Consider the following 23,815-nt stretch of genomic DNA (forward strand, 5'->3'; position numbering starts at 1 on the left):
ACGAAGGCATCTGTCATGGCCTATTACACACAGTCACATGTCGCTTCCAGCAGCCTGATCGAACGGGCACTGGCGACAACCGCCCAATTTCTCGACAAAGCCGCGCAGCGCTATGCCAAGCACCGCGTCTACCGGGAAACCTACAATGAACTGGCCGCACTCGGCGACCGCGATCTGAATGACCTTGGCCTGAGCCGGGCGATGATCCGCGGCCTTGCACTGGAGGCGGCAGAGAAATTCGCAGAGACCTAACTCTGCGTCCCGAACAGGCGCTCCTTCCTCCTCCCTGGAACGTCTGTACCTTGAGCGGCGGCATCTATCCTCCTCCCGGATGCCGTCGCCAGAATGCAAGCGCACCCCGCGTGCGCACCCGGTCCGGAGCACGCAGCTCCCCATCGGGGACACGATATCAGACGCGCCTCTCCTCCTCCCTGGGGCGTCTGTGACCAGGCAGCGGCATTCATCCTCCTCCCGGATGTCGCTGTCCCTAATCAAGACCAGCTTGGCTGGTTGTAACACGTGGCCAGGGTCTTCCTCCTCCCTGACTTTGGCGACGGACTATGAAGGCGGTGCCCTCCTCCCGGGCGCCGCCTTTTCCTTTGTATCGGACCAAATCGGCGCGCTTCGGCACAGCGTTAAGGGATTTTTTCAACCAGCGTGACACCCGCTGGGTTTCCGATATAATTCGAAAGGGTTAGGGGCACGGTTGCCTGGCTTGGTTGTGTTGCAAGACCAAGCCATCATGTGAAGAGTGGGTCAAATGCCGGTTTTTCTGAGACTGACAAATGCCGATATCACTGACGCCAGCTTTTGGGCTGGCCTCGATATCAATCGCGACAGCACCATCGACGCGCGCAATATCTCTGACCGTTTTCAGATCACGCTGACCGGCAATTCGATCACCTTCACAGACACCAACAGTGGCGCGGTCACGACATACACCGACGCAGACATCGGCTCCGGCTCCTTCAGCGAATTTGTGCAGTTTCGCGGCAACGACGCCGACAATGATGTCAGCGGATCCGTCGGGCTGAACGCATCCGGTTATCGGGGCGGCAGTGGCGATGATACCTTCACCGACGACGGCAACCTGGGCGGTACAATGCGTGGTGGGGCTGGCGATGACGTCTTGCAAGGTGGCAGCGGCAACAACAACATCAGCGGCGGCCAGGGCGATGATATCCTGCGCGGCGGCGGCGGCAACAATAACATCCTGCGTGGGGGCAGCGGCGACGATACGCTCTTTGCCGAGGATGGGGGTGGCAATCTCGAAGGCGGCAGCGGCGACGATGTGATCTTCGCTGGCCTCAACACCGGCTTTGTGCAGGGCGGCAGCGGCGATGACAGCCTGACTGTGCCGCAAGGCTCGGTGGTGAACCCGTTTTCCTCCACCGGCGGCAATGTCACGCTGCCGAATGGGCGCACCTTCACCTATCTCAACATCAACAGCGTCACCGTGGCCTGTTTCACCGCAGGCACGCCCTTGCGCACACCCGGGGGCGATGTCCCGGTCGAGGCGCTGGCGGTGGGCGATCTGGTCGAGACGCTGGATCATGGCGCGCGCCCGATCCGCTGGATCGGGAAGCGCAGCGTCCCGGGGCGCGGCGAGCTGGCGCCGGTGACCTTCCTGCCGGGCAGCATCGGGAACCGGTCGCAGCTGCGGGTCTCGCCCCAGCACCGCGTTCTGCTGAACGGCTGGCGGTGCGAGCTGATGTTTGAGGCCGAGGAGGTGCTATGCGCCGCGAAGCATCTCTGCGATGGTGATCAGATCTTCAGCGCGCCCTGTGACAGCGTCACCTATTATCACGTGATGTTCGACGCCCATGAGGTGGTCTTTGCCGATGGCGCGCGGCTCGAGAGCTTCTATGCAGGTGATCACATTCTGGAGGCCGACCGAGAGACATATGACGAGATCAGGGCGCTCTTCCCTGAGTTGGATGGCATCACCCTGCCCCGCGCGGCCCGGCCCATCGTGAAAGGGTTCGAGGCGCGCACGCTGCTGCCGCTTGACTGACCTGAACTGGCTCAAGGCCTGGCCGCCTGTTTTCTGACGTCGGCATGCCTGACAGTTGTCATCACGCTCGGCGCATCGCACTGAGGGCAGCGTCCGTTCGCGGGCGTCCCGCTGAAAGCGCCCGCCCCGGGGGGCGGACGGGCGCTGCCCGGTGGTGCTCACCGGGCGGGACGGTTGACTGCTCACCTCTCATGACCAGAGTGTGTTTCTCGTAGGATCGGGCGGTAACCTCCGTGCAGACGCAGGAGCGTCTCACATTTTCGGACGCCACTTTACAGACTAGAGCAGCGTCCATAAAATCTGAAACGCTTGGGCTTCAATACAGAGGCCAGCCCCCGACCCTGGGTGGGGGTGAAGCCCCCTCCCGTTTTGCCAAAGGCAAACCTTCGGTTTGACGAGAGGGTCGGGGGCTGGCCGGCGGTGCCGGCCAAGCGCAGGTTTGATGTTGTGGTGCAGATTTTCTGGACGCTGCTCTAGAACTCCACTACAGTTTCCGGCTGCTAATCCAGACATCACTGGTTCAGGCTATCCTGATCGCGTCCGAGCCTTCAGAAAGGGATATCATCACAGCCCGTGACGAACTTCGCCACCACCTTCTTGGTGCCCGCTTTCTCGAAGGCGATCTCCAGCTTGTCGCCCTCAATGCCCTGAATGGCGCCATAGCCGAACTTCTGATGAAACACGCGCTCGCCCACGGTAAAGCTGGACACGGCACTCATGTCGATCACCGTGTTCCTGGTCTCGCGCGGCTGGCTCACCGGGCGCTGCTGGCTGCGCTCCTGCAGCCGCCGCCAACCGGGCGAGTTATAAACATTTGCCTCTGCCGCCCGCTCTGCGAGATCCGAGCGCAAGGGCTGCATCCCCGCCGCGCCATACCCACCGCCATAAAGCCCCGGCGGTGTCAGCACCTCCACATGCGCCTGCGGCAGCTCATCGATAAACCGCGAGGGCATGGAAGATTGCCACTGCCCAAACACCCGCCGGTTGGCCGCAAAGGAGATCGTGCACACCTCTTCGGCCCGCGTGATCCCCACATAGGCCAGCCGCCGCTCCTCTTCGAGGCCCTTGAGGCCGCTCTCATCCATCGAGCGTTGCGAGGGGAAAAGCCCATCTTCCCAACCCGGCAGGAAGACACAAGGAAACTCCAGCCCCTTGGCCGCATGCAGCGTCATGATCGAGACCTTCTCGTCCCCATCATCGCTCTCATTGTCCATGATCAGACTGACGTGTTCGAGGAATCCTTGCAGATTTTCAAAGCCTTCCAGCGCTTTCACGAGCTCTTTGAGGTTCTCCAGCCGCCCCGGCGCCTCGGGCGTCTTGTCGTTCTGCCAATGCGCGGTATAGCCGCTTTCATCGAGGATGATCTCGGCCAGCTCCATGTGGCTGAGGTCCTTGTCGCCCAGCATCCGGCCCCACCGGTCGACCCCGTCAACGAGCTTGCCAAGCGCGTTGCCCCCCTTGCCCCCAATGTTCTTGGTCTGCACGCAAAGCCGCGCACCTTCCACCAGGCTCACCCCATTGGAGCGCGCCATGCGCTGAATCGTCTGCTGCGCCTTGTCGCCCAGCCCCCGCTTTGGCGTGTTCACGATCCGCTCAAAGGCAAGATCATCATCCGGGCTGACCACGACGCGAAAATAGGCCATCGCATCGCGGATCTCCATCCGCTCGTAAAACCGCGGCCCGCCGATCACCCGATAAGGCAAACCAATGGTCAGGAACCGGTCTTCAAAGGCGCGCATCTGATGCGACGCGCGCACGAGAATTGCCATCTGATCAAGCCCATAGGGCGCCATCCCGCGCGTGCCCTTCTGTGCCGCCTCAATCTCCTCGCCGATCCAGCGCGCCTCCTCCTCACCATCCCAATGACCGATAAGCCGCACCTTCTCGCCCTCGGTGAGATCTGTGAAGAGCGTCTTGCCAAGCCGCCCCTCATTGCCCGCAATCACCCCCGAGGCCGCTGCCAGAATATGCGGCGTGGAGCGGTAGTTCTGCTCCAGCCGCACCACATGCGCCCCGGGAAAATCCTTTTCAAACCGCAGGATGTTGCCCACCTCGGCCCCGCGCCAGCCATAGATCGACTGATCATCATCGCCCACACAGCAAATGTTCTTGTGCCCGCCCGCCAGCAGCCGCAGCCAAAGATACTGCGCCACGTTGGTGTCCTGATACTCATCTACAAGGATGTAGCGGAACCAGCGCTGATACCGCTCCAGCACATCCGCATGGGTCTGGAAAATCGTGACCATATGCAGCAACAAGTCGCCGAAATCCGTCGCGTTCAACTCGATCAGCCGCCGCTGATACTGCGCATAAAGCTCAACACCGCGATGATTATAGGCCCCCGCATCCGCAGCGGGCACCTTCTCCGGCGTCAGCGCCCGGTTCTTCCAGCCATCGATGATGGAGGCCAGCTGCCGCGCGGGCCAGCGCTTGTCATCGATATTCGCCGCCGAGACCAATTGCTTGAGCAGGCGCAGCTGATCATCCGTGTCCAGAATGGTGAAATTCGACTTCAGATGCGGACCCTCCGGCGCCCCGCGCGCGCCTCCAGGCGGCCCCAACTCGTCCTGAGCTGTCAACGGCTCATCCCGATGTGGCAGATCCATAGTCCCCGGGATCGAAATCAACTCCGCATGCCGCCGCAGCAGCTTCACACAGATCGCATGGAAAGTGCCGAGCCACGGCATCCCCTCCGCCGGCTGTCCCAACATGCTGCCAACGCGGGTCTTCATCTCGCGTGCTGCCTTGTTGGTGAAGGTCACCGCCAGGATCTCATTGGGCCGCGCCGTCCCGCTCATCAGCAAATGCGCAATCCGCGCAGTCAGCGCCCGCGTCTTGCCCGTGCCCGCCCCGGCGAGCATCAGCACCGGCCCCTCCAGCTGCTCCACCGCTTCGCGCTGCGCCGGGTTCAGCCCCTCCAGATAAGGCTGCGGTCGCGCGGCCATCGCCCGCGCCGACAGCGACGCGCCCTCAAAGGCATCCATCTCATCGAAACTGCTCATGACGCCACCCTACAATCCCCCCGCTCCAAGATAAAGACACGTTCTTCTAATGTTCCACCGAAGACCCGCCTTCATTGTTCCACAAATATGCAGACCCTGACGGGCAGGCCCAATAGACACCGCTCGCATTCTGCGCCACCAAGGCCCCATGGACCTGCACAGCCGATACCCCGCCCTGAGCGACCTGCGCGCACGGGCCCGCCAACGCCTGCCCCGTTTCGTCTGGGAGTATCTCGACAGCGCCACCGGTGAGGAACGCACAAAGGCCCGCAACCGCACGAGCCTCGACCGCATCGGCTTTCCGCCCAGCATCCTGCACGGCGAGTTCACCCCCGACCTGAGCGTGAGCCTCTTCGGCGCGACCCTGCCGCGACCCTACGGCATCGCCCCTGTGGGCATGTCAGGCCTGATGTGGCCCGATGCGGAAGGCATTCTGGCGCGCGCCGCCGCCAAGGCGCATATCCCTTACAGCCTTTCCACCGTCGCAACACAAGCCCCCGAAGACCTCGCGCCGCATCTGGGCCCATATGCGTGGTTTCAGATGTACCCACCGCGCGACGAGAGCATCCGCAGCGACATGCTGGCGCGAGCAAAGGCGGCAGGCTTCAGCACGCTGGTGCTGACAGTGGATGTCCCCGTGGCCTCGCGGCGCGAGCGGCAGACCCGGTCCGGCCTCACCCTGCCGCCCCGGCTGACCCCGCGCCTGATGGCGCAGGTGGCTCTGCGGCCAGCCTGGGCGCTTGGCATGGCACGGCGCGGGCTGCCCAAGATGCGTACGCTGGAGAAATACGCAAGCGAAGCGGATACAGCGCGCTCTTCAACCGCACATGTAGGCTATCTGCTGCGAACCTCGCCCGACTGGGACTATGTGCGTTGGCTGCGTGATGCCTGGGATGGGCCGTTTGTGGTCAAAGGCGTGCTGCGCACGCAGGACGCGCCAAAGCTCGAACAAATCGGTGTGGATGGGATCTGGGTGTCGAACCACGCGGGCCGCCAGTTCGACGCGGCACCTGCTGCAATCGACGTGCTGCCCGGGATCAGAGCCGCCACCCGCCTGCCGCTGATCTTCGATTCCGGCATCGAAGGTGGCCTCGACATCTTGCGGGCGCTCGCCTCGGGCGCAGATTTTGTGATGCTGGGGCGCGGATTTCACTACGCCTTGGCAGCACTCGGCGCGCGCGGGCCAGACCACCTGATCGACATGCTCGACAAAGACCTTGTGGCCAACATGGGCCAACTTGGGGCGCGCGGTCTCAAGGATCTGCCAGCGCCCATCACCCTGCCTGTCGCGTAAACAAAGGCTGCTTTACATTTCGCCGCCAAAATGCTGCGTTGCGGCGGAAATTGAAGGCGCGTACCCAATAGTACGCGTTTACGGGCGGGTTAATTCTTCCTAAAGAGACGCACCCGCTCAAGCCAGAGGAGGCCGCCTGATGCCTGAATTCCGCAAGATCCTGATCGCAAACCGCGGTGAGATCGCCATCCGCATCATGCGCGCGGCCAATGAGATGGGCAAAAAGACGGTTGCCGTCTACGCTGAAGAAGACAAACTCGGCCTGCACCGTTTTAAGGCGGACGAAGCCTACCGGATAGGTGAAGGGCTCGGGCCGGTCGCCGCCTATCTCGCGATTGATGAGATGATCCGGGTGGCCAAAGCCTCTGGCGCCGATGCGATCCATCCAGGCTATGGGCTGCTGTCCGAGAACCCCGATTTCGTGGACGCCTGCGAGCAGAACGGGATCACCTTCATCGGCCCCAAGGCAGAAACCATGCGCGCCCTCGGCGACAAGGCCAGCGCCCGGCGCGTGGCGATGGAGGCGGGTGTGCCGGTGATCCCGGCCACTGAGGTGCTCGGCGACGACATGACAGCGATCAAGTCAGAGGCCAAGGAGATCGGCTATCCGCTGATGCTCAAGGCGTCCTGGGGCGGCGGCGGGCGCGGGATGCGGCCCATCCATGAGGAAAAAGAGCTGGAAGACAAGGTGCTCGAAGGCCGCCGCGAGGCCGAAGCCGCCTTTGGCAATGGCGAGGGCTATCTGGAAAAGATGATCCTGCGTGCCCGCCACGTCGAAGTGCAGATCCTCGGCGACAAGCACGGCGGCATGTATCACCTCTACGAGCGCGACTGCTCGGTCCAGCGCCGCAACCAGAAGGTGGTCGAGCGCGCGCCCGCCCCCTATCTCACTGAAAAACAACGGGAAGAAATTTGCAAACTGGGCTACAAAATTTGCAAACACGTCAACTATGAATGCGCGGGCACCGTCGAATTCCTCATGGATATGGCGACGGAGGAATTCTACTTCATCGAGGTGAACCCGCGCGTGCAGGTGGAGCATACGGTCACCGAAGAGGTCACCGGCATCGATATCGTGCAGGCCCAGATCCTCATCGCCGAAGGCAAGACCATCGCGGACGCCACAGGCAAGCCGACGCAGGATGACGTGCAACTGACCGGCCACGCCCTGCAGACCCGGATCACCACAGAAGACCCGCAGAACAACTTCATCCCCGACTACGGCCGCATCACCGCCTTCCGCGAAGCCACCGGCATGGGCATCCGCCTAGACGGTGGCACGGCGTATTCCGGCGGGGTGATCACGCGGTACTACGACAGCCTGCTGGTCAAGGTGACGGCAAAAGCGCAGACCCCGGACCAGGCCATTGCGCGGATGGATCGGGCTTTGCGCGAGTTCCGCATTCGCGGCGTGAGCACCAACATCGCCTTTGTCGAGAACCTGCTGAAGCACCCGACCTTCCTCGACAACACCTACCACACCAAGTTCATCGACGAGACGCCCGCGCTCTTCCAGTTCACCCGACGCCGCGACCGGGGCACCAAAGTGCTGACCTACATCGCTGACGTCACTGTGAACGGGCATCCGGAGACTAAGGACCATCCGCGCCCCGGCGCGCAGGTGCGCGACCCGCGCCCGCCCAGCCTAAAGGCCGAGCCTTTGATGGGCACGCGCAACCTGCTGGAGCGGAAAGGCCCGCAGGCGGTCGCCGATTGGATGAAGCAACAGCGCCAACTGCTGATCACCGACACCACGATGCGCGACGGGCACCAATCGCTGCTGGCCACACGCATGCGGTCAATCGACATGATCCGCGTGGCCCCCGCCTATGCGGCGAACCTGCCGCAGCTCTTCAGCGTGGAGTGCTGGGGCGGGGCCACCTTCGACGTGGCCTATCGCTTTTTGCAGGAATGCCCCTGGCAGCGCCTGCGGGATTTGCGCGCAGCCATGCCAAACGTGATGACACAGATGCTGCTGCGCGCCTCGAACGGCGTGGGCTATACTAACTACCCCGACAATGTGGTGCAGGAGTTCGTGCGGGTCGCGGCCAACACCGGCGTCGATGTGTTCCGGGTGTTCGACAGCCTCAACTGGGTCGAGAATATGCGCATCGCCATGGACGCGGTGATCGAAAGCGGCAAGATCTGCGAAGGCACGATCTGCTACACCGGCGACATCAACGACCCCGACCGCGCGAAGTACAATCTGCACTACTACGTGGATATGGGCAAAGCGCTGCGCGACGCGGGCGCCCATGTGCTGGGCCTCAAGGATATGGCGGGGCTGCTGAAACCCGCCGCGGCCCGCCAGCTGGTCAAGGCGCTGAAGTCCGAGGTCGGCCTTCCGATCCACTTCCACACCCATGACACCGCTGGGGTGGCCTGTGCAACGATCCTTGCAGCCAGTGAGGCAGGCGTCGATGCGGTCGACTGCGCGATGGACGCGCTCTCGGGGAACACGAGCCAGGCGACGCTCGGCTCCGTTGTCGCAGCGCTCAAGCACACCGACCGCGACACCGGGCTCGACACCAAGGCGATCCGTGAAATCTCGGACTATTGGGAAGAGGTGCGCAGCCACTACAAGGCCTTCGAGACCGGCATGCAGGCCCCCTCCTCCGAGGTCTACCTGCATGAGATGCCGGGCGGGCAGTTCACCAACCTCAAGGCGCAGGCGGCGAGCTTGGGCCTGGAAGAGCGCTGGCATGAGGTCGCCCAGACCTATGCGGATGTGAACCAGATGTTTGGCGACATCGTGAAGGTCACGCCCTCGTCCAAGGTGGTGGGCGACATGGCACTGATGATGGTCTCCCAGGGCCTCACGCGCGCCGATGTGGAAGACCCGGGCACAGATGTGGCCTTCCCGGATTCGGTCATCGACATGATGCGCGGCAACCTTGGCCAGCCCCCGGGCGGCTTCCCAGACGGCATCGTGAAAAAGGTGCTGAAAGACGAGAAACCCAACATCGAACGTCCTGGCAAACACCTGCCGCCCGCTGATCTAGAGGCGCTGCGCAAGGAGGCCTCGGAGGCGATGGAGGGCAAAGAGGTCGATGATGAGGACCTCAGCGGCTACCTCATGTATCCCAAGGTTTTCCTCGACTACATGGGCCGGCACCGCACCTATGGCCCGGTGCGCACCCTGCCAACCAAGACCTTCTTCTACGGCATGGAGCCGGGCGAGGAGATCAGCGCCGAGATCGACCCCGGCAAGACGCTGGAAATCCGCCTGCAGGCGGTGGGTGAAACCACTGAGGACGGCGAGGTGCGCGTGTTCTTCGAGCTCAACGGCCAGCCCCGTGTGATCCGGGTGCCGAACCGTCTGGTGAAATCCGCCACCGCACAGCGGCCCAAGGCCGAAGCGGGCAATGCCAACCATATCGGTGCACCGATGCCCGGCGTTGTGGCCTCTGTTGCGGCGCAAGTGGGCAAGAAGGTCAAGGAGGGCGATCTGCTGCTGACCATCGAGGCCATGAAGATGGAGACAGGCATCCATGCGGATCGCAATGCCACGATCAAGGCGGTGCATGTCAGCCCGGGCGGCCAGATCGACGCCAAAGACTTGCTGGTCGAATTCGACTGATCCCCTTGCACAGGCGCCCTCCTTTGGCGCGCCTGTCGCTTCCCCTCCGGCAGGTGATCTGTCAACTTTCATTGACACACGCATCGCGTGTCCGTTAGGCTGATCGCAAGACTCACCAAAGACACGAAGGACCGATCAAGCCACGCTCAGGGGGGAGCCATGCCCGAGCCCGACGGAGCGCCAGAGCCTGAGGCTCCGGCGCAGTATACACAAGTGCAGTCCGATGTTCTGAAGCTCAAGGCAAGGCTGCCCAACGAGGCTGTAAGCGATATCGTGCGAGAGGTGCTGCACCGCGTTGCAGCAGAGCGCCAGACCAACCGGGACCCGGTGAACCAACCCAGCCGTCGCAAGATCGAAGCGCTGTGCTACGCGCTGATCTCCGATGCGCCGGGCGAGGCTGCAGCCTTCATCCGCGAGGTGCGGGAGTCGGGCGCGGCGCTCCATGCCATTTACCTGAATTACCTGTCTGAAGCGGCCGTGATCCTTGGAGAATGGTGGGATGAAGACCACGTCAGCTTCCACGAAGTCACGATTGCCAGCAGCCGCATCTATGCGATCCTGCGCGAATACAGCTACCTCTTTGTGCCCCGGCATCCTGTCGAGGTGAAATCAGCGATCTTTGCCACGGTACCGGGTGAAATCCATACGCTGGGCGTTCGCATGGCCGCGGATCTTTTTGGCGAGGAAGGCTGGAACATCGAGGTGAAAACCGGGCGCACGCACGAGGATCTGATGGCAGAGATCGTCGAAAGCCCCATTCGCATCCTGGGCCTATCCGCAGGTGGTGTGCATTCCGCAGCGCCCCTTGCCCGGCTGGTCATGGCGTTGCGGGTCAGCCGCCCAGATCTGCGCGTCTTTCTGAGTGGGCAGATCACCCAAGTCGCCAAGGATCTGGTGGGTATGATGGGTCTGGATGGTGCCACGGCAGACATCGACGAAGCCCGCGTCATGCTCGGGCGGCTCTGGTCTGATCTGAGTGACGCGCGCAGCCAAGCGTGGCGGCGCGAGCCATCTGCATAAAAATGAGAAGATGGTGCATTTCTCTCTTGCAGGTCGCGGCAGCAATGAGTATTTCACAGCTCACCCAAGGAAGCGGGCGTAGCTCAGGGGTAGAGCATAACCTTGCCAAGGTTAGGGTCGGGCGTTCGAATCGCCTCGCCCGCTCCAAAATTCCCAACACACCCAGTTGATTAGAGAGAGCCGCCTAAGGGCGGTTTTTCTGTTTTCCGGACACGGGCAGCACCGGGGCGACACCAAATTGCAGTGGTGCTCGTCTACTGATTCAGACCATCAACTCATGAGGGACAACCAGAAACGCGGTGAGCGACCTGTTCATCCTGCGCGGCGTCCCGTCGTTCATTCGTTCCGATAGTGGTCCGGAGTTCGTTGCGCAGGCCGTACAGGGCTGGATCAAAGCCGTCGGTGCGAAAACGGCATACATCGAACCAGGCAGCCCTTGGGAGAACGGATATTGTGAAAGCTTCAATACCAGGTTTCGGGATGAGCTGCTCAACGGTGACAACTTCTACAGCCTGCGAAAGGCGCAAATCCTGATCGAAGAATGGAGGATACACTACAACACAAAACGACCACAGAGTGCTCTGGGTTATCGCCCACCGGCCCCAGAAACCATCGTCCAGATAGATCCAAGGCCAGTCATGCACTAACACTCAAACCGGACCACTCAGGTGGGGCTGGTCAACGGTTCGATCTCAGTTGCAAAGCTGCCGCCGTTGGAGCCGATGCAGCAACCCAGTCCAAGCCGTGGGGAACAGCCCATACCGGCCATTCATCGGGTCAAACCACGCTGCATTGCGGCTTCACCAAACCGGACTTTCGCCGCATTCGCAAAATCTGGCAGTGACCGAACTTTCAGTCTGCGGGACTCTGCCGACATTCGATTTCTTAATCACGCTGATGCAGCATTGCCTTGCAGGCGCGGCGTATCATTCTCTGAGTTGCACTCGTTGTCGCCAAAGCGCCCGTTCGCGTGGGTCGTTTTGATCGTGATAGATGCCTTACATTCATTGCGGCCTCAAGATGGTCTGAGACGGTTAAGAACAAGACCAGCGGCGGGCTGGTCACGCAGTGTTAAGTCGGAACTTCAGGAACCTCTCTCCGTCGTAGTCGACATCTCCGACGTGCTCAGCACCTAGTCTTCCGAGGGCTCCAAGGTTCTTCCTGGAGGGTGGCAGCAGAAACGTCACAAATGGAATGCGGTCGTCAGCAATGGCGAAATCTATGGCTTTCTTTGAAATGCGCCTACCAAGACCAAACGCAACCGGCCGCAAAACAAGCCCGAAATCCCACTCGTCACCTTCTTTCTGAAAGCCGCCCCACCCAACGTAATTGCCGTCGACCAGAACTGCCCAGTGCCCGAGTCCATCCCGTGCCCAGTATTCCTCTTTCATTTTGACAAACCTGAGTGCCATCTCCGTGTCCCAAGCACCCGTCAAAAGCGGCATGTGTTCGGCAACTCTCGGGTCGGACATGTGCTCGGCAATCTCGGAAACCGGCACATCAACCAGCCGCGAAAATGTAATCTCATCTGTCAACGTGTCGTCCCTCATGTCCTTGAGCAACCGTATCCGAGCGGCGCGTTGGCAGCAGCGCGGCCAATGTTGGCTTAGTCGATGCTGATTTCGATCTTAACGCATATTGGCCAACGAATACGCTCAGAAGGACGACAGTCATTCCGATGCTTTGCGCAGCACTCAAAGTTTCACCCAGAAAAAACCAACCGAGCAGTGTTGCACTCACAGGGCTGAGAAGGCCCAATATCGAGACAGCAGCGGGTTGGATGACGCGGATACCACGCAACCAAATAATGTAGGTCAATGCCGCACCGATAAGTCCCAGATAGGCGAGCCCCAAGACGTTCATTCCGCTGATCGTCGACCAATCTGTAGGTGCAAAGGGGGCAAATGGCACCAAGAGCAAGCCGCCTGCCGTCAATTGCCAGCTCGTAAAGGTCAGAGCGCTGACCGGCGGTTGCCATTTTCGGCTCAACACAGTGCCGAAGGCCATGGACGCCGACCCGGCGATCCCGGCAACAACGCCCCACATATCCAGCTTCGCTTCAGGCGTCAGGACGAGGAGTGCAACCCCAGCGGCGCCCGCCGCAACGGCGAACAAGGACAGCACTTTGATGGGGGAGCCAAGCAAGAAGCGCGCTGCAAAGATGACCACAAATGGCTGCAATGCTCCCATCACGGCTGCGACGCCCCCGGGCAAACGATAGGCGGCAAAGAAGAGCAGCGACCAGAATATCGCGAAATTCAAGGCACCCAGAACGAACATCTTCCAGACCCATAGGCCATGAGGCACTTGGCGCACCAGGCACAATAGAATCAGGCCAGCAGGCAGAGCGCGCAGGACCGAGACGGTCAGCGGATCAAGGTTGGGCAGGAACTGTGTCGTGACGATGTAGCTGCTCCCCCACACTATTGGGGCCAGTGCCGTGAGGGCGATGTCATGAGGACGGGACATAGGGCGTTCCAATTTATCTTGACGTAGAGATAAATGCATTTAGCTTGACGTCAAGATAAAAATCAATTCTGTGTCACAGCATGTTCGATATTGAAGACATCAGAGCGCAGTGGGCCAAACAGCGGCCAGACATCGACACCGGGCCAATGGGTGTGATTGGCAGGTTGGTCCGAGTGTCGGCGCTCTACAGCGAAGAGATGGGCAAGACCTTTGCAAAACATGGGCTGAGTGCGGCGAGTTTTGACGTGCTGGCCACGCTTCTGAGGTCAGGACCGCCCCATGCGCTGTCCCCTAACCAACTTCTTGCGACGATGATGGTGACGTCAGGCACAATGACCAACCGCATCGACCAGCTTGAAAAGGACGGTCTTGTAGCGCGCATCCCGAACCCGGAAGACAAGCGCAGTGTCCATGTGAAGCTCACAGCGGGCGGGATCAGGAAGATCGATGCCGTCGTGTCAGATCACGTCGTTGTTCAGAAACGATTGGTCGAAGGGCTGTCCGAAATGGACCGGACTGAGTTGAACGCCATTCTGGACAAATGCCTGTCGGCCTTTGGAGACAGGTAAAAGCAGACCTTCATGTGCTTTGCATCAAGGTCCGCTTCGCCCTTTAGGTGTCGGCAAGCAGGAACTACTGCCGCTTACCAACACTAAATGGATTAGATTTTATTGATTGAGTTTCCGCCATCAGCAAGCATGGCGCTACCTGTGACAAAAGACGCTGCAACTGACAGAAGGAACAGTGCAGCCTGGGCGATTTCCTCCGGCTCCGCCATTCGTTTGAGCGCATGAAGTCCGCGCACAAACGCATGGAAATCTGGATCGTTGCCGGCCATTGGTGTGGCTGTGCCACCCGGCAGCAATGCGTTTACTCGAATGTTTTCTGGGCCATGTTCTGCGGCCAGCACTTGTGTCAGTCCAATAAGGCCCGCCTTTGCCGCGGCATACCTCCGCTCTAGTAGGGACATCCTTGGAAGATGGTGTGCTCAACAGGTTCATCTCCAAAGCCTCTCTACGTCCATGTGAGACACTAGCTGGCGCGCCAACAGATTAGTATCTTGCCGGTACCCATCCAGACTCTGCCGTGCCCCATTGTGCGATGCTTGCAGCTCTTACAGCAAGGAATGCGCATGTTCCAATACGGTCGGGACCGCGCAGGAGCCGTAGCAGCAGAGCTCTCTTTTGTCCTCTCGCAGGCGGGGGGCAGAGTTCCATCTTTCGCAGCTGCACCAATCCTCGCGACCACCTCCGTCGCATTCTTACCCATGCAGCAAAGCTCTCGGGCGACCGAGAACTAGCTTTCGCGCCAAGGATAAGTCGTTGCCGTTTTGCGGGAATCGTCGCTGCCGCGAAAGCGTCGTCACCTACAACATCGGGCCACCTTTCCCAATGCGCTCGTCCCTTTTCAGATATGCCAAGAACGCCGTGAAAAGCTGTTTGTCTGGCGTGTGGAAGGCTCATCCAGCATTCGGCAATTCTTTGGGAGATGTTTGAAGCGCCAGAGCAATCAAACTCGTAGCGCGGCGACACGAGATCGGCGACGCCTGAAACAAGGGCTGCGTGCAGCAAGGACAAGTCGCGCCCTTCGATAAGAATATCTGCATCGACATAGAAGCGCGGGAAGATGTGTCCGAGCTGATCATCGCCAGCCTGAAGTGCGGCCGTCTTCCCGCGCGGATCGAGGTTTAGAACTTCAGCATTCTGCCCGACCATGTTCTTGATTATTTGGAAGCTGTCGTCAGTGCAGCCGTTGCAAACCCAGATTATGCGAGCTTTGGTTGCGCGGCCCGCCGAGAGGATACCTGGCACGGTTTCGGGCAAACGCTGAGCTTCGTTGCATACAGGAATGACAATGCCGCAGGAGACCGCTGCGCTCTTCATGGCTTCATTCTTTCGGATTGGTAAACAAGAAGGCAGCATTTGCGAGCAGGAGACCTGCGCCGAGGAGGAGCGAGAAGCTTCCGCGTGGAGCCTTGAGCAGCTCCGCGAGTAACATACTGGCGATCTCAAGGCCCAGGAGTACGCCCTTCGTAGAAATCAACCAGCGCGAGCCAAGAATTGTTCTTGGGCGGCGCGAAGGGAGCCATCTTTCCCATCCGCCTTGGTCCGGGTTGAGTTCGAGCAAGTACTCTTTGATCTGCTTTGTACGAACGCCGTGGTGGCACCACTGAAGGACGATTGCCATAGTCGTGGCGCCGTGTGCAAAAGCAGCTGTCCAGGCAAAATCTGGATGCGCTAGCGCGGCCACAGCAAAAACCGAGAATATTGCGACAGCAAATATCATAAGAGCATTTTGAAGAAGAATACGCGACAGCAGTTCTTGGCGAAGCGATGCGAGTTCGATGAGACGAGGATCCCAGTCAACTGAAGGGTCTTTCACCACGCCATCCTTTTCCAGATCTTCCAGCGACGTAGGACGCGGTCCATCCAGATCGCGAAACGCCGCCGGTGCCGGTCTCCGTACCACGGCATCAAACGCAAGCCGTCCGTTCCGCGATCTCGGTAATAGTTCGGAACCGGATGGAAGTTCCGCATCTTTAGGTGGAATACTTCACAAGAGGAGCTTGCTTGCGGCGGCACTATCCACCGCCAGTCGGCAGCTACTCGACGACCAGCGGCCGACTCTCGTTTATGAAAGATCATAAACTGATCCGACGCTGTATGATGATCAAGAAGAGTGACCCCCGCAGATTGATACGAGTGCAGGACAGCCTCGTTGAGAACTGTAAGCGCCCGATCCTTCCAGAGAGGATCGGAGCTATTCCGTGTTCGCAGGCCGATGGCCTCTCCGACATCTGGCAAAAGAGCATAACGCCCCGCATCGGCGAAATTCCGCGACGCAATCTCGGTACCCATGTAGACGCCGTTGAAGGGAGCACAGGGATAGTCAATACCGCCGATGGTAAGGACCATGTTGCTCACTACCGGCACCGTGTACCACCGAAGCCCAAGAGCGGCGATGCCTTGATGTTCGGGGTGCATGATCGCAACCTCGCGCACCACGCCACTTGTAAGGTCAATGCGGTGGCGCTGATCGTCTTCATCACGGATGAACCATGGCAACAGATCAAACTGGCCAAGACGAGCAGGTGGCTCCCAGCCCATGGCACATGCGGTGCGCGTCGCCTCCGCGTTTTGACGATCACCGATCAGTCTACCTTTCGGACCTGCATGACAGGCATATTGGATGATCTGCGGACTATCGATCCAAGCCGGAAGCTGGTTGCCTTCAACTGGCGGAAACACAGAAATGACCGACCTGATGCGCCCGTCTCCATGCGCTTCGATCAGGTGATCATGCATCCTCGAAGCAATAGCTTCTGGGCTGCGGATGTCTCGGCAGTCGACGACATCAAGGCTTTCCCAAAAGAGGCGTCCTATACATCGACCATGATTTCGCCACGCCAGGCGCGCTCCAAAAGCCAGCTCTTCGGGCGTATGTCGGTAGAACCCATATTTGGCGAGATCGCGTCGCACGGTGCTCCACCGGCGTTGCCGGACTGAGTTTGATGCTTCCGTGGCGTCGTGGAATGCGTCAAGAAACGAACGAGCTTCTTCCCGACGTTCCAGCGCCGAGATGCGGCGAAGTCGCCTCGAAAGCGAATTGCCTCGGGTGGCGTCAGAACGTCGAAGTCGCGATAGAGCATGTCGCATTACATGAGACCATCGAACTGGCGCGCGGCATCGCGCAGCGGTCGCCTATTGATCTCGTGCACAAGCGCTAGCGCATGGGCTTTTGCCTTGCGGTAAGCCGGAACCCGGGGCTCACGATTTCGGTATATGACTCGTGCTTGTTTCGAGTCTTGCCTGCGTATTTGCAATGGCACATCGCCGGCAGCCCGCGACATCATAGTTCGCCAGATTGGTGTTCCGAGGTGCAGTGTGAACTCGTTGAAGCGTATACGATCAATTCTCTCCTTATGCTCTTCCAAGAAGCGCACCGTGGCTTCCATGTCCTCGGCAGTTTCGCCGGGAAAGCCCCGGAACATTGTGCATCGGACTGAGAGTCCAGCGGAATGGGCATCACGAATGAACTGCGCATTGCGTTCGACATCGCTGCCTTTTTGCATTGCATCAAGTAGTCTTTGGCTCCCGCTCTCGAGGCCGAATGAAACACGCCGCATTCCCCCCTCGACGGCAATATCGAGATCCTGGCGGGAAAGTCCATTGTCAGATCGCCGATCAACATGCACCGTACCGATCCACTCGGCCCCGCGCACATATCTTCCAATATCGCGTGCGATCCCTCGGATCATGCCCGGCCAAGAGTTCAGCTTGAGGTCGAGAAAGAGAAAGTTCGTCGTCGAGTGCCGGTCGGATTGCTCCTGCATTTCGAGCAAGACACTCTCGACGCTCCGGGTGCGGAAAGTGCGTCCAGATGCCGAGATTACGTCCGAGCAGAAGAGACACTTGTCCCATTGGCAGCCGCGACCGGTCATCAGCGGAACGATGCGCACTGGGTAACGGTCCCAAGGAAAGTCGGTGAAGTCGGGCACCGGCGCATCGTCAAGATTCCTGAGCGGAAGAGCCTTCCGCATTGGCCGCCCGTCCGGCACGACGACGCCAGGATGTTCGGTGAGATCTCCACCATCAAGGAGTGTCCGGACAATGTCAGGAAGCGCGCGGTCGACTTCAGCGCCGACAACCGCCGAAACACCGGGAAGATACCGCCACGCCTCGGCGACATCCTCAAGGTTGAACATAGGTCCCCCCACCAATACAGGAACCTTTCTCCTGCTTGCGCGAAGTCCGATTTGTTCAACGGTCCTGAAGTGCTGCAGATACGCAGAGAGTAGCACGACATCGTAGCGTCGGTCCAAAGACCGATCGAATTCGTCAAGTACGCCTGAATGGGGACGCTCGGACCACGCCGCTCTTACGGCGCGCAGCGGCTCGATTAACCGCGCGAAATCAAGTGTGTCTGAGAGATGTATGCGTCGCTTCATGTGATCGAGCAGGGTCTCCTGTCGTTCTCTCTGTACGGCAGGCACATCGTGGGCCAGCGGGGTCAGAACGTCGACGGTCATACTGGCCCGCCGGAGAACTGCGGCCATCAGCCCGATGGCAAGGGTGGGAAAGCTTGCGAAGTTGTTGAGATCTACTATCAGAACGCGAATTGAATTCTTGTGAGACTGTTGCCCAACGGCATATTGTTTTGAGGGTCGTGCAGAAGCTATAAGGCGCGCCCGACGGCGCTCGAAATCATGCAAAGCTAACCTCTTATAGCATATACTGTTTCAAGGTGGGTAGTATGCAATTGATTCGCAAACTAATGGATATTCGGATAGTTTTCCAGAAATTGACCGACGAGATCCGTTCAAACGAAGCCGCGCTTGGTAGTACATAACCCAATCTCCTATTGCGAGAACGATGAGCGTCACCAAAACCGAACTGACGACCCTTAAGAAATGGCGGCGCATGTTTGGTGCTTTGGTTTCGCCTATGGCTTGGCTGCACATGGTGAAACTTCTAAACTTCTACAATTACTCCCACGTGGTTCCCCTTAGAGAACTAAGTCGGGGGAAAGATTGTCATATCAGCCCCACGTCGAAATTCGCCCATGCACGGCGCATCCGACTCGGATCTCGAGTTCTGGTTGGAGAGAACTGCCGCATTTGGGCGGGACCGGCCAATGGCCAAATCGAAATTGGGAGCGATACGATGCTCGGCCCAAACACGTTGATAACCGCCGCGAGCTACGATTATCGGCGGGGATCTCCTATGGGAAGGCAGCCGATGTTAGAAGCAGATGTGAAGATCGGAAAAGATGTTTGGATCGGAGCTGGCGCTGTTGTGCTCATGGGAAGCTGCGTGGGCGACGGAGCGATAGTCGGAGCCAACGCGGTTGTGCGTGGAAAAGTTCCCGCTGGAGCTATCGTGGCAGGAAACCCAGCGCAGTGTGTCGGTGTCAGACACGAATAGCTTTTTCATAGAGAATTGGGCTGATGGAAAACGCCTCTACCAGACATGAGCGCAATTCGGAAACATCGGAAGCTCATAGTCAAACGACATGGTGTGATTGCGGCGGCCGCTCTCCGGGGGCGAACGAGGTCCGGTATATTGGCCTCATGGATATAAGCCGTGAGGAGAACGACCATGAAACAGTATGCCGGATTGAACGTGTCGTTGAAAGAGACGAGCATTTGCATCGTCGATGAAAGTGGCAAGGTCCTGCATCGAGGCTCGGTGGCAACGGAGCCCCAGGCAATTACCAACTTCCTGTCTGAGAAGGCGCCGGATCTTGATCGCGTCGTGCACGAGAGTGGAATGCTCTCGACCTGGCTGACGCGAGGCTTGGACGCGCTCGACGTCCCGGTTGTCTGCATCGACGCGCGCAAGGCCCTTTCCGCACGGCTCAACAAGTCGGACAAGGCCGATGCCGAGGGCTTGGCGCAGCTATCGCGAATGGGGTGGTACACACAAGTTCATATCCGCAGCGAGGCCGCCGATCGGCTCAAGACTTTGCTTGGTGCCCGCGATCGACTTTTGCGTCTGGGCGGTGGCGGCGAGGAGGAATTCATCGTTTGCGCCGCATGGGCCTCGCAATCGGAGCCGTCCCAATGGTCAGGCACGCAGTCGGTCAAATCCAGACGGCAAAGATGGGGTAGGTGGGCGGCCCGGAATGGTCGATCGTAACCCCATCAATAAGCCGCCTGGAGGAAAATACATGGCACATTATGTCGGGATCGACGCGTCCTTCGAAACCGCTAACGTTTGCGTTGTCGATGATGATGGAAACCTTTGCCTAGAACGCAAGATTGAGGCGGAACCAGATGCGATCGTCGAGTCAGTTCAGTGAAAATATGCACTTTGATCTTCGTGGATAGCTCCATCGTCAAAGCCCACAGGTCGGCAAGCGGCGCAAAAGGGGGGAGCTGGGCCAAGGTATTGGACGCTCACGCGGCGGTCGCGGCAGCAAGGTTCACGTCGCTGTAGATGATCTGGGGCGTCCTTTGCGGATCGATGTGACCGGCGTTCAAACTCATGACAGCAAGGCATTTAGCGCGTTTCTGGACTGGGACGCGCCGCCCTCGGCTATCATTGCAGACAAAGCCTACGGCAGCGCTGCGATCAGGCAGGCCATCGCAGATGAAGGCGCCGTCGCGGTCATCCCTTCGAAATCAAACGCCAAAGTGCCGATACCCCATGCCCCCAAACTCTATGCCATGCGAAATCTGGTAGAACGCTTCTTTTGCCGCATGAAGGATATGCGACGACTGACTACGCGCTACGAGAAGCTGAAGCGAAACTTCCTGTCCATGCTCCACATCTTTGCAATCAGGTGCTGGCTGAATTGAGTCCACATTCTAGCATATTCGTATCAGGCACCAGGTTCGTTCACCATCGCGACCGCCTTTTGAAAATCTCTACGCGGCTACTCGTCTAATAACTCTCTTGCCAGCAAAGACCGCATCATGAGGTCCGCTGGCCTATCTCCATTCCAACGTTCATAGCGGATTTTGTCGGTGGTACCTCTGGCGGTGACACGCTTCCAGTCGAGGCCTTCGAATAAGGCCTGAAACTGAGATTTGTTCAGAGTAATCATGCCGTCTTGGATGCGCGGCCACTCGAAGCCCTTTCCTTCGATCCACTTGTACGTCATCACGAGACCGGTTCCATCCCAGACGATCAGCTTCAACCGGTCAGCCTGTTTCGAGCGGAAGATGAAGATGGCACCGCTGAAGGGGTCGAGCTCAAATTCATTCAAGACAATCGCTGCCAGGCCATCCATGCCTTTCCTAAAGTCGACAGGTTTGGTCGCGACGTAGAATTTGAAATTACCCGCCAGAGAGATCATGGGTCACGCTCGAACGCACTGATCAGCTGAGCCAGCTGATCGATTGGAAAATTCGGCGGCAGCTGAACTTCACAGCCTGCGCGTCTGAAAACAATCTGTGGCGCCTGAGGTTCCGCGAGTGGCTCATCACGTTGAACTTTGATTTCGGCAAACGTCGGGCCTGGTTTCGAGGTCTTTTATTGCTTGGGAGATGATTTTCGAGAGCTGCCGTTCCGCCAACTGTAGGCCGTCTTGTTCGAAACCTGACAGGTCTTTTGCACCTCACCGATTGATAGCTCACCGGATCTCATTCTCTGACCCATTGCGCGTTTGAACTTTGTGGGCCACAGACGGCGACCATCTTTCCCGACAGGGATTGAGTGGCCGTAGGCATGGAAGATGTTTTGTATTTTTTGATCACTTGAGAGGTCACCCAGATTTGGAGAATTCATGATGCCTGTATCCTTTTTGGGGGGTACCATAGACCGCTGGATGTTGGTTGATACGGGGTCAGATGCAACGCTTACAAAGCTCTGCGGAACGGTCACTCCTTTTAATATCCCCTCACTTCGTCAGGCTGAAAGCCTTTTGCGGTAGTTGGCTTTTTGCCCAGGATGGTTTTGAGGATGTCATTCATGGTCTTTCTGTCGTTGTCGAAGCCACCATGCGTTTCGCTGTCGGTGATGCTTGGAGCCCGGCCCGCATAGTGGATCGTGTAACCGGTTTTAGTGGGCACCTCACCGACGAATTTCTCCATCCCCAGAAGCGGCATTTTTTTCTCATCCTCAAAGGCATTGGACACAAAGTACAGAAGGGATTTGCGGTAAGGACCGACCTTGTCATCCTGTTCGCGCTGATCGATGAGATTGTACTGGACGAGATTTTTGAGCCCTGAGGCGGCGCCGGTTTTCCCGATCCTGGGATGATAGCTTTTCTTGAAAAGGTCGATGGTACATGCAGGGGCCATGAGAGAACAAGATTCAACAGGCGTCTTGAGCGGGTTCGCTGCATCCATGGCGTCCAGAAGATGGGCTAACAGGATAGAACCGGCGCTGTGACCAACCAGATGAACCTTGAGCGGTTTTGAACGTTTGGCATTGCCATCAAGCAGGACCTTGAGAGCCTTTCGACCACCGCCAGAGGCCTTGAAGCTTTGATTTGCATCCCATTTCATATCGCGCCAGATTGCGGTGCCCGGTCCGCGTGCAATCGATTCCAGCACCCGGTCGAAAAAGTCGGAAAGCCCGCCTACACGTGCTTCTGCCTTATCGCGTGAATTGACTATGACGTCGGTGAGCGATTCAAAGAAACCCGTCTCCCACATAAAGTGGATGGGGTAGATCCCGTTTCGTTTGAAGACGTCCTTCATTTTGCGCACGCGGTTTGCCGAGGCTGCCGAATTGTTGAGCCCCCCATGGGCATAAAACACCAGATGCTGATAGCTGCGATCAGCGGCAGCTGTGTCATCTGCGAGAAGGTCGGCAGTTTCCTTGATGGTTGTAAGTGGGCTTGGATATTTCCCGGTTTCAACCAGCTTGCCGTCATTCAGATGGATGATGTGACCGATAATGTCTTCGTGGCGCGGGGCGCGAACACTTTGTGTGCCAAATAGGCTTTCGCTCTCGGGTGTCGGTTCAGTGATCGTGAGATCGAAGGCGTCCGGTGTCGGCACCGCAAGGCGCAAGACCCAGGCATCCATGACGGTCGCTGCCCAATCTTCATAGCGCCATCTGGCAATGCCCGGGCGTTTGCCAAACCCACCCCAGCTTTCGCCCCATGAATTTTGAATCAGGAACCCAATGTCGTCATAGCCGACAATAATGAAGGCATGTCCGCCCTCGGTCAGGTGAGACGGTTTGATGTCGCCTTTTGCCGGATTCTGCCAACCTCGATGGATTTGCGCAGAAACATAGATGACGCCGACTTCGTTGAGCGCGGCGTGATAGTCGTTAACTTCAGGGCGCAGACGATAATAAGCGCCAAGACCGACATGGCGGGCGTCTTTGGCGTGTTTGACGGTGAGAGCCCAATTCTTCTGACCGTCTTTGTAGGGGGCAACGTCTTCGCTACAGGCGCCATTGTTGTAGAACCCCTTGAGAGCTCCGCGAATACTGGACCCTTCATAATCCTCGCCTGGCCATTCATCATTGATCTTAGCCATCTCATACAACATGCGGGGACTTGCTATCGGAACGGAGGCGGTCGGATCAATGCGTCGATGGCGGATCCGGTTCATCAACGTGATGGCGCTTGACAGCGCGAACCCAGTGCAGGCGCCTTCGTGACCCTGGTCGCGGATCGGGCTCATATCCGCTGTTGGCGGATCCAGTCTCAAAGCAAGATCAAGCAGAGCAGGTTCGTAGATGCGATCACGCAAATCGGTTGCGTCTGGCTGGACGTTCAGGACTCTGTTGGCCAGTCGGGGAGCGGCATCAAGAGTTTTGGAGGGGTCGGTTGTTTTCTTAGCGGCCATGCTTTTGGATTTGCGTGATTTTGCGGGGGACTTGCTCATGGGGGATTCCTCCTAATGAGTCTGTACTATTCTTTTGTTTTCAAAATATGCTTGTTCGATACTTGCCGGAATATCGTAGCCCGAAACACTCTGCCGCGCAAAGGATACTGATCTGATGTGGCGCCAGATTATTAGACACCTGCCT

At 58.7% G+C, this 23,815-nt stretch carries 16 protein-coding genes, 1 tRNA gene and 4 pseudogenes; 11 read left to right on the forward strand and 10 right to left on the reverse strand.

What is annotated here, in order from left to right; genetic code table 11:
- Positions 1–15: 15 nt before the first annotated feature.
- Both So717_RS01825 and So717_RS01830 read left to right on the forward strand, forming a co-directional pair.
- Positions 16–252, forward strand: a complete 237-nt coding sequence (locus So717_RS01825; protein WP_159974501.1) for a DUF1127 domain-containing protein — start codon at positions 16–18, stop codon at positions 250–252.
- 508 nt (positions 253–760) lie between these two features.
- Complete coding sequence (locus So717_RS01830; protein ID WP_159974502.1) at positions 761–2,014, forward strand: Hint domain-containing protein; 1,254 nt, start codon at positions 761–763, stop codon at positions 2,012–2,014.
- A 548-nt stretch (positions 2,015–2,562) separates the two neighbouring features.
- Here the strand turns inward: So717_RS01830 and So717_RS01835 are convergent.
- Positions 2,563–5,016: an ATP-dependent helicase gene (locus So717_RS01835; RefSeq protein ID WP_159974503.1), complete on the reverse strand. Its 2,454-nt coding sequence runs from the start codon at positions 5,014–5,016 to the stop codon at positions 2,563–2,565.
- A gap of 148 nt (positions 5,017–5,164) precedes the next feature.
- Here So717_RS01835 and So717_RS01840 point away from each other — a divergent pair, with 148 nt between their 5' ends.
- The 5 genes and pseudogenes from So717_RS01840 to So717_RS01860 form a co-directional block, all read left to right on the forward strand.
- Entirely contained in the window at positions 5,165–6,310 is a 1,146-nt protein-coding gene (locus So717_RS01840; RefSeq protein ID WP_159974504.1) for an alpha-hydroxy acid oxidase, read from the forward strand.
- 139 nt (positions 6,311–6,449) lie between these two features.
- Positions 6,450–9,890: a pyruvate carboxylase gene (locus tag So717_RS01845; RefSeq protein WP_159974505.1), complete on the forward strand. Its 3,441-nt coding sequence runs from the start codon at positions 6,450–6,452 to the stop codon at positions 9,888–9,890.
- A 159-nt stretch (positions 9,891–10,049) separates the two neighbouring features.
- On the forward strand, positions 10,050–10,910 hold the full coding sequence (locus So717_RS01850; protein WP_159974506.1) for a cobalamin B12-binding domain-containing protein: 861 nt from the start codon (positions 10,050–10,052) through the stop codon (positions 10,908–10,910).
- A 72-nt stretch (positions 10,911–10,982) separates the two neighbouring features.
- A tRNA-Gly gene (locus tag So717_RS01855) sits at positions 10,983–11,057 on the forward strand.
- A 146-nt stretch (positions 11,058–11,203) separates the two neighbouring features.
- Positions 11,204–11,557: pseudogene (locus So717_RS01860) on the forward strand (integrase core domain-containing protein); the annotation flags it as partial.
- A 414-nt stretch (positions 11,558–11,971) separates the two neighbouring features.
- Here So717_RS01860 and So717_RS01865 read toward each other — a convergent pair.
- Positions 11,972–12,460, reverse strand: coding sequence for a GNAT family N-acetyltransferase (locus So717_RS01865; protein ID WP_174238977.1), 489 nt, complete (start codon positions 12,458–12,460; stop codon positions 11,972–11,974).
- Positions 12,435–13,379: an EamA family transporter gene (locus So717_RS01870; RefSeq protein WP_159974507.1), complete on the reverse strand. Its 945-nt coding sequence runs from the start codon at positions 13,377–13,379 to the stop codon at positions 12,435–12,437. The genes So717_RS01865 and So717_RS01870 overlap by 26 nt, the downstream gene beginning before the upstream one ends.
- 80 nt (positions 13,380–13,459) lie before the next feature.
- Between So717_RS01870 and So717_RS01875 the strand changes: the two genes are divergently transcribed.
- On the forward strand, positions 13,460–13,948 hold the full coding sequence (locus So717_RS01875) for a MarR family winged helix-turn-helix transcriptional regulator (RefSeq protein ID WP_159974508.1): 489 nt from the start codon (positions 13,460–13,462) through the stop codon (positions 13,946–13,948).
- A gap of 92 nt (positions 13,949–14,040) precedes the next feature.
- Here So717_RS01875 and So717_RS01880 read toward each other — a convergent pair.
- The 5 genes and pseudogenes from So717_RS01880 to So717_RS01900 form a co-directional block, all read right to left on the reverse strand.
- Positions 14,041–14,328: pseudogene (locus So717_RS01880) on the reverse strand (SDR family oxidoreductase); the annotation flags it as partial.
- Positions 14,329–14,431: 103 nt separating this feature from the next.
- Positions 14,432–15,262 carry a glycosyltransferase family 2 protein gene (locus So717_RS01885; RefSeq protein WP_159974509.1) on the reverse strand — a complete coding sequence of 277 codons (831 nt, stop codon included), beginning with the start codon at positions 15,260–15,262 and terminating at the stop codon, positions 14,432–14,434.
- A 4-nt stretch (positions 15,263–15,266) separates the two neighbouring features.
- Positions 15,267–15,761: a hypothetical protein gene (locus tag So717_RS01890; protein WP_159974510.1), complete on the reverse strand. Its 495-nt coding sequence runs from the start codon at positions 15,759–15,761 to the stop codon at positions 15,267–15,269.
- Positions 15,758–17,035 carry a nitric oxide synthase oxygenase gene (locus So717_RS22610; RefSeq protein ID WP_159974511.1) on the reverse strand — a complete coding sequence of 426 codons (1,278 nt, stop codon included), beginning with the start codon at positions 17,033–17,035 and terminating at the stop codon, positions 15,758–15,760. The genes So717_RS01890 and So717_RS22610 overlap by 4 nt, the downstream gene beginning before the upstream one ends.
- Entirely contained in the window at positions 17,035–18,408 is a 1,374-nt protein-coding gene (locus So717_RS01900; RefSeq protein WP_159974512.1) for a B12-binding domain-containing radical SAM protein, read from the reverse strand. The genes So717_RS22610 and So717_RS01900 overlap by 1 nt, the downstream gene beginning before the upstream one ends.
- 343 nt (positions 18,409–18,751) lie before the next feature.
- Here So717_RS01900 and So717_RS01905 point away from each other — a divergent pair, with 343 nt between their 5' ends.
- From So717_RS01905 to So717_RS01915, 3 genes and pseudogenes are all read left to right on the forward strand, one after another.
- Positions 18,752–19,303 carry an acyltransferase gene (locus So717_RS01905; protein WP_159974513.1) on the forward strand — a complete coding sequence of 184 codons (552 nt, stop codon included), beginning with the start codon at positions 18,752–18,754 and terminating at the stop codon, positions 19,301–19,303.
- A gap of 174 nt (positions 19,304–19,477) precedes the next feature.
- Positions 19,478–19,810: pseudogene (locus So717_RS22160) on the forward strand (IS110 family transposase); the annotation flags it as partial.
- Between the two features lie 431 nt (positions 19,811–20,241).
- Positions 20,242–20,679, forward strand: a pseudogene (locus So717_RS01915) (IS5 family transposase); the annotation flags it as partial.
- Between the two features lie 77 nt (positions 20,680–20,756).
- Here the strand turns inward: So717_RS01915 and tnpB are convergent.
- Both tnpB and So717_RS01925 read right to left on the reverse strand, forming a co-directional pair.
- Positions 20,757–21,179 (reverse strand): IS66 family insertion sequence element accessory protein TnpB, encoded by a 423-nt coding sequence (tnpB, locus tag So717_RS01920; RefSeq protein ID WP_159974515.1) that lies wholly within the window; start codon positions 21,177–21,179, stop codon positions 20,757–20,759.
- Positions 21,180–21,711: 532 nt separating this feature from the next.
- Positions 21,712–23,670 carry a C1 family peptidase gene (locus So717_RS01925; RefSeq protein WP_159974516.1) on the reverse strand — a complete coding sequence of 653 codons (1,959 nt, stop codon included), beginning with the start codon at positions 23,668–23,670 and terminating at the stop codon, positions 21,712–21,714.
- Positions 23,671–23,815: the final 145 nt, after the last annotated feature.

Source organism: Roseobacter cerasinus (assembly GCF_009811755.1).
Taxonomy (GTDB): domain Bacteria; phylum Pseudomonadota; class Alphaproteobacteria; order Rhodobacterales; family Rhodobacteraceae; genus Roseobacter; species Roseobacter cerasinus.

Coding starts and splice junctions, on each gene's coding strand:
- So717_RS01840 (WP_159974504.1), top strand. CDS start 5,165: ATGGACCTGCACAGCCGATACCCCGCCCTGAGCGACCTGCGCGCACGG.
- So717_RS01925 (WP_159974516.1), bottom strand. CDS start 23,670: ATGAGCAAGTCCCCCGCAAAATCACGCAAATCCAAAAGCATGGCCGCT.
- So717_RS01900 (WP_159974512.1), bottom strand. CDS start 18,408: ATGACCGTCGACGTTCTGACCCCGCTGGCCCACGATGTGCCTGCCGTA.
- tnpB (WP_159974515.1), bottom strand. CDS start 21,179: ATGATCTCTCTGGCGGGTAATTTCAAATTCTACGTCGCGACCAAACCT.
- So717_RS01870 (WP_159974507.1), bottom strand. CDS start 13,379: ATGTCCCGTCCTCATGACATCGCCCTCACGGCACTGGCCCCAATAGTG.
- So717_RS22610 (WP_159974511.1), bottom strand. CDS start 17,035: ATGCGACATGCTCTATCGCGACTTCGACGTTCTGACGCCACCCGAGGC.
- So717_RS01875 (WP_159974508.1), top strand. CDS start 13,460: ATGTTCGATATTGAAGACATCAGAGCGCAGTGGGCCAAACAGCGGCCA.
- So717_RS01830 (WP_159974502.1), top strand. CDS start 761: ATGCCGGTTTTTCTGAGACTGACAAATGCCGATATCACTGACGCCAGC.
- So717_RS01845 (WP_159974505.1), top strand. CDS start 6,450: ATGCCTGAATTCCGCAAGATCCTGATCGCAAACCGCGGTGAGATCGCC.
- So717_RS01850 (WP_159974506.1), top strand. CDS start 10,050: ATGCCCGAGCCCGACGGAGCGCCAGAGCCTGAGGCTCCGGCGCAGTAT.
- So717_RS01905 (WP_159974513.1), top strand. CDS start 18,752: ATGAGCGTCACCAAAACCGAACTGACGACCCTTAAGAAATGGCGGCGC.
- So717_RS01885 (WP_159974509.1), bottom strand. CDS start 15,262: ATGAAGAGCGCAGCGGTCTCCTGCGGCATTGTCATTCCTGTATGCAAC.
- So717_RS01865 (WP_174238977.1), bottom strand. CDS start 12,460: ATGAGGGACGACACGTTGACAGATGAGATTACATTTTCGCGGCTGGTT.
- So717_RS01825 (WP_159974501.1), top strand. CDS start 16: ATGGCCTATTACACACAGTCACATGTCGCTTCCAGCAGCCTGATCGAA.
- So717_RS01835 (WP_159974503.1), bottom strand. CDS start 5,016: ATGAGCAGTTTCGATGAGATGGATGCCTTTGAGGGCGCGTCGCTGTCG.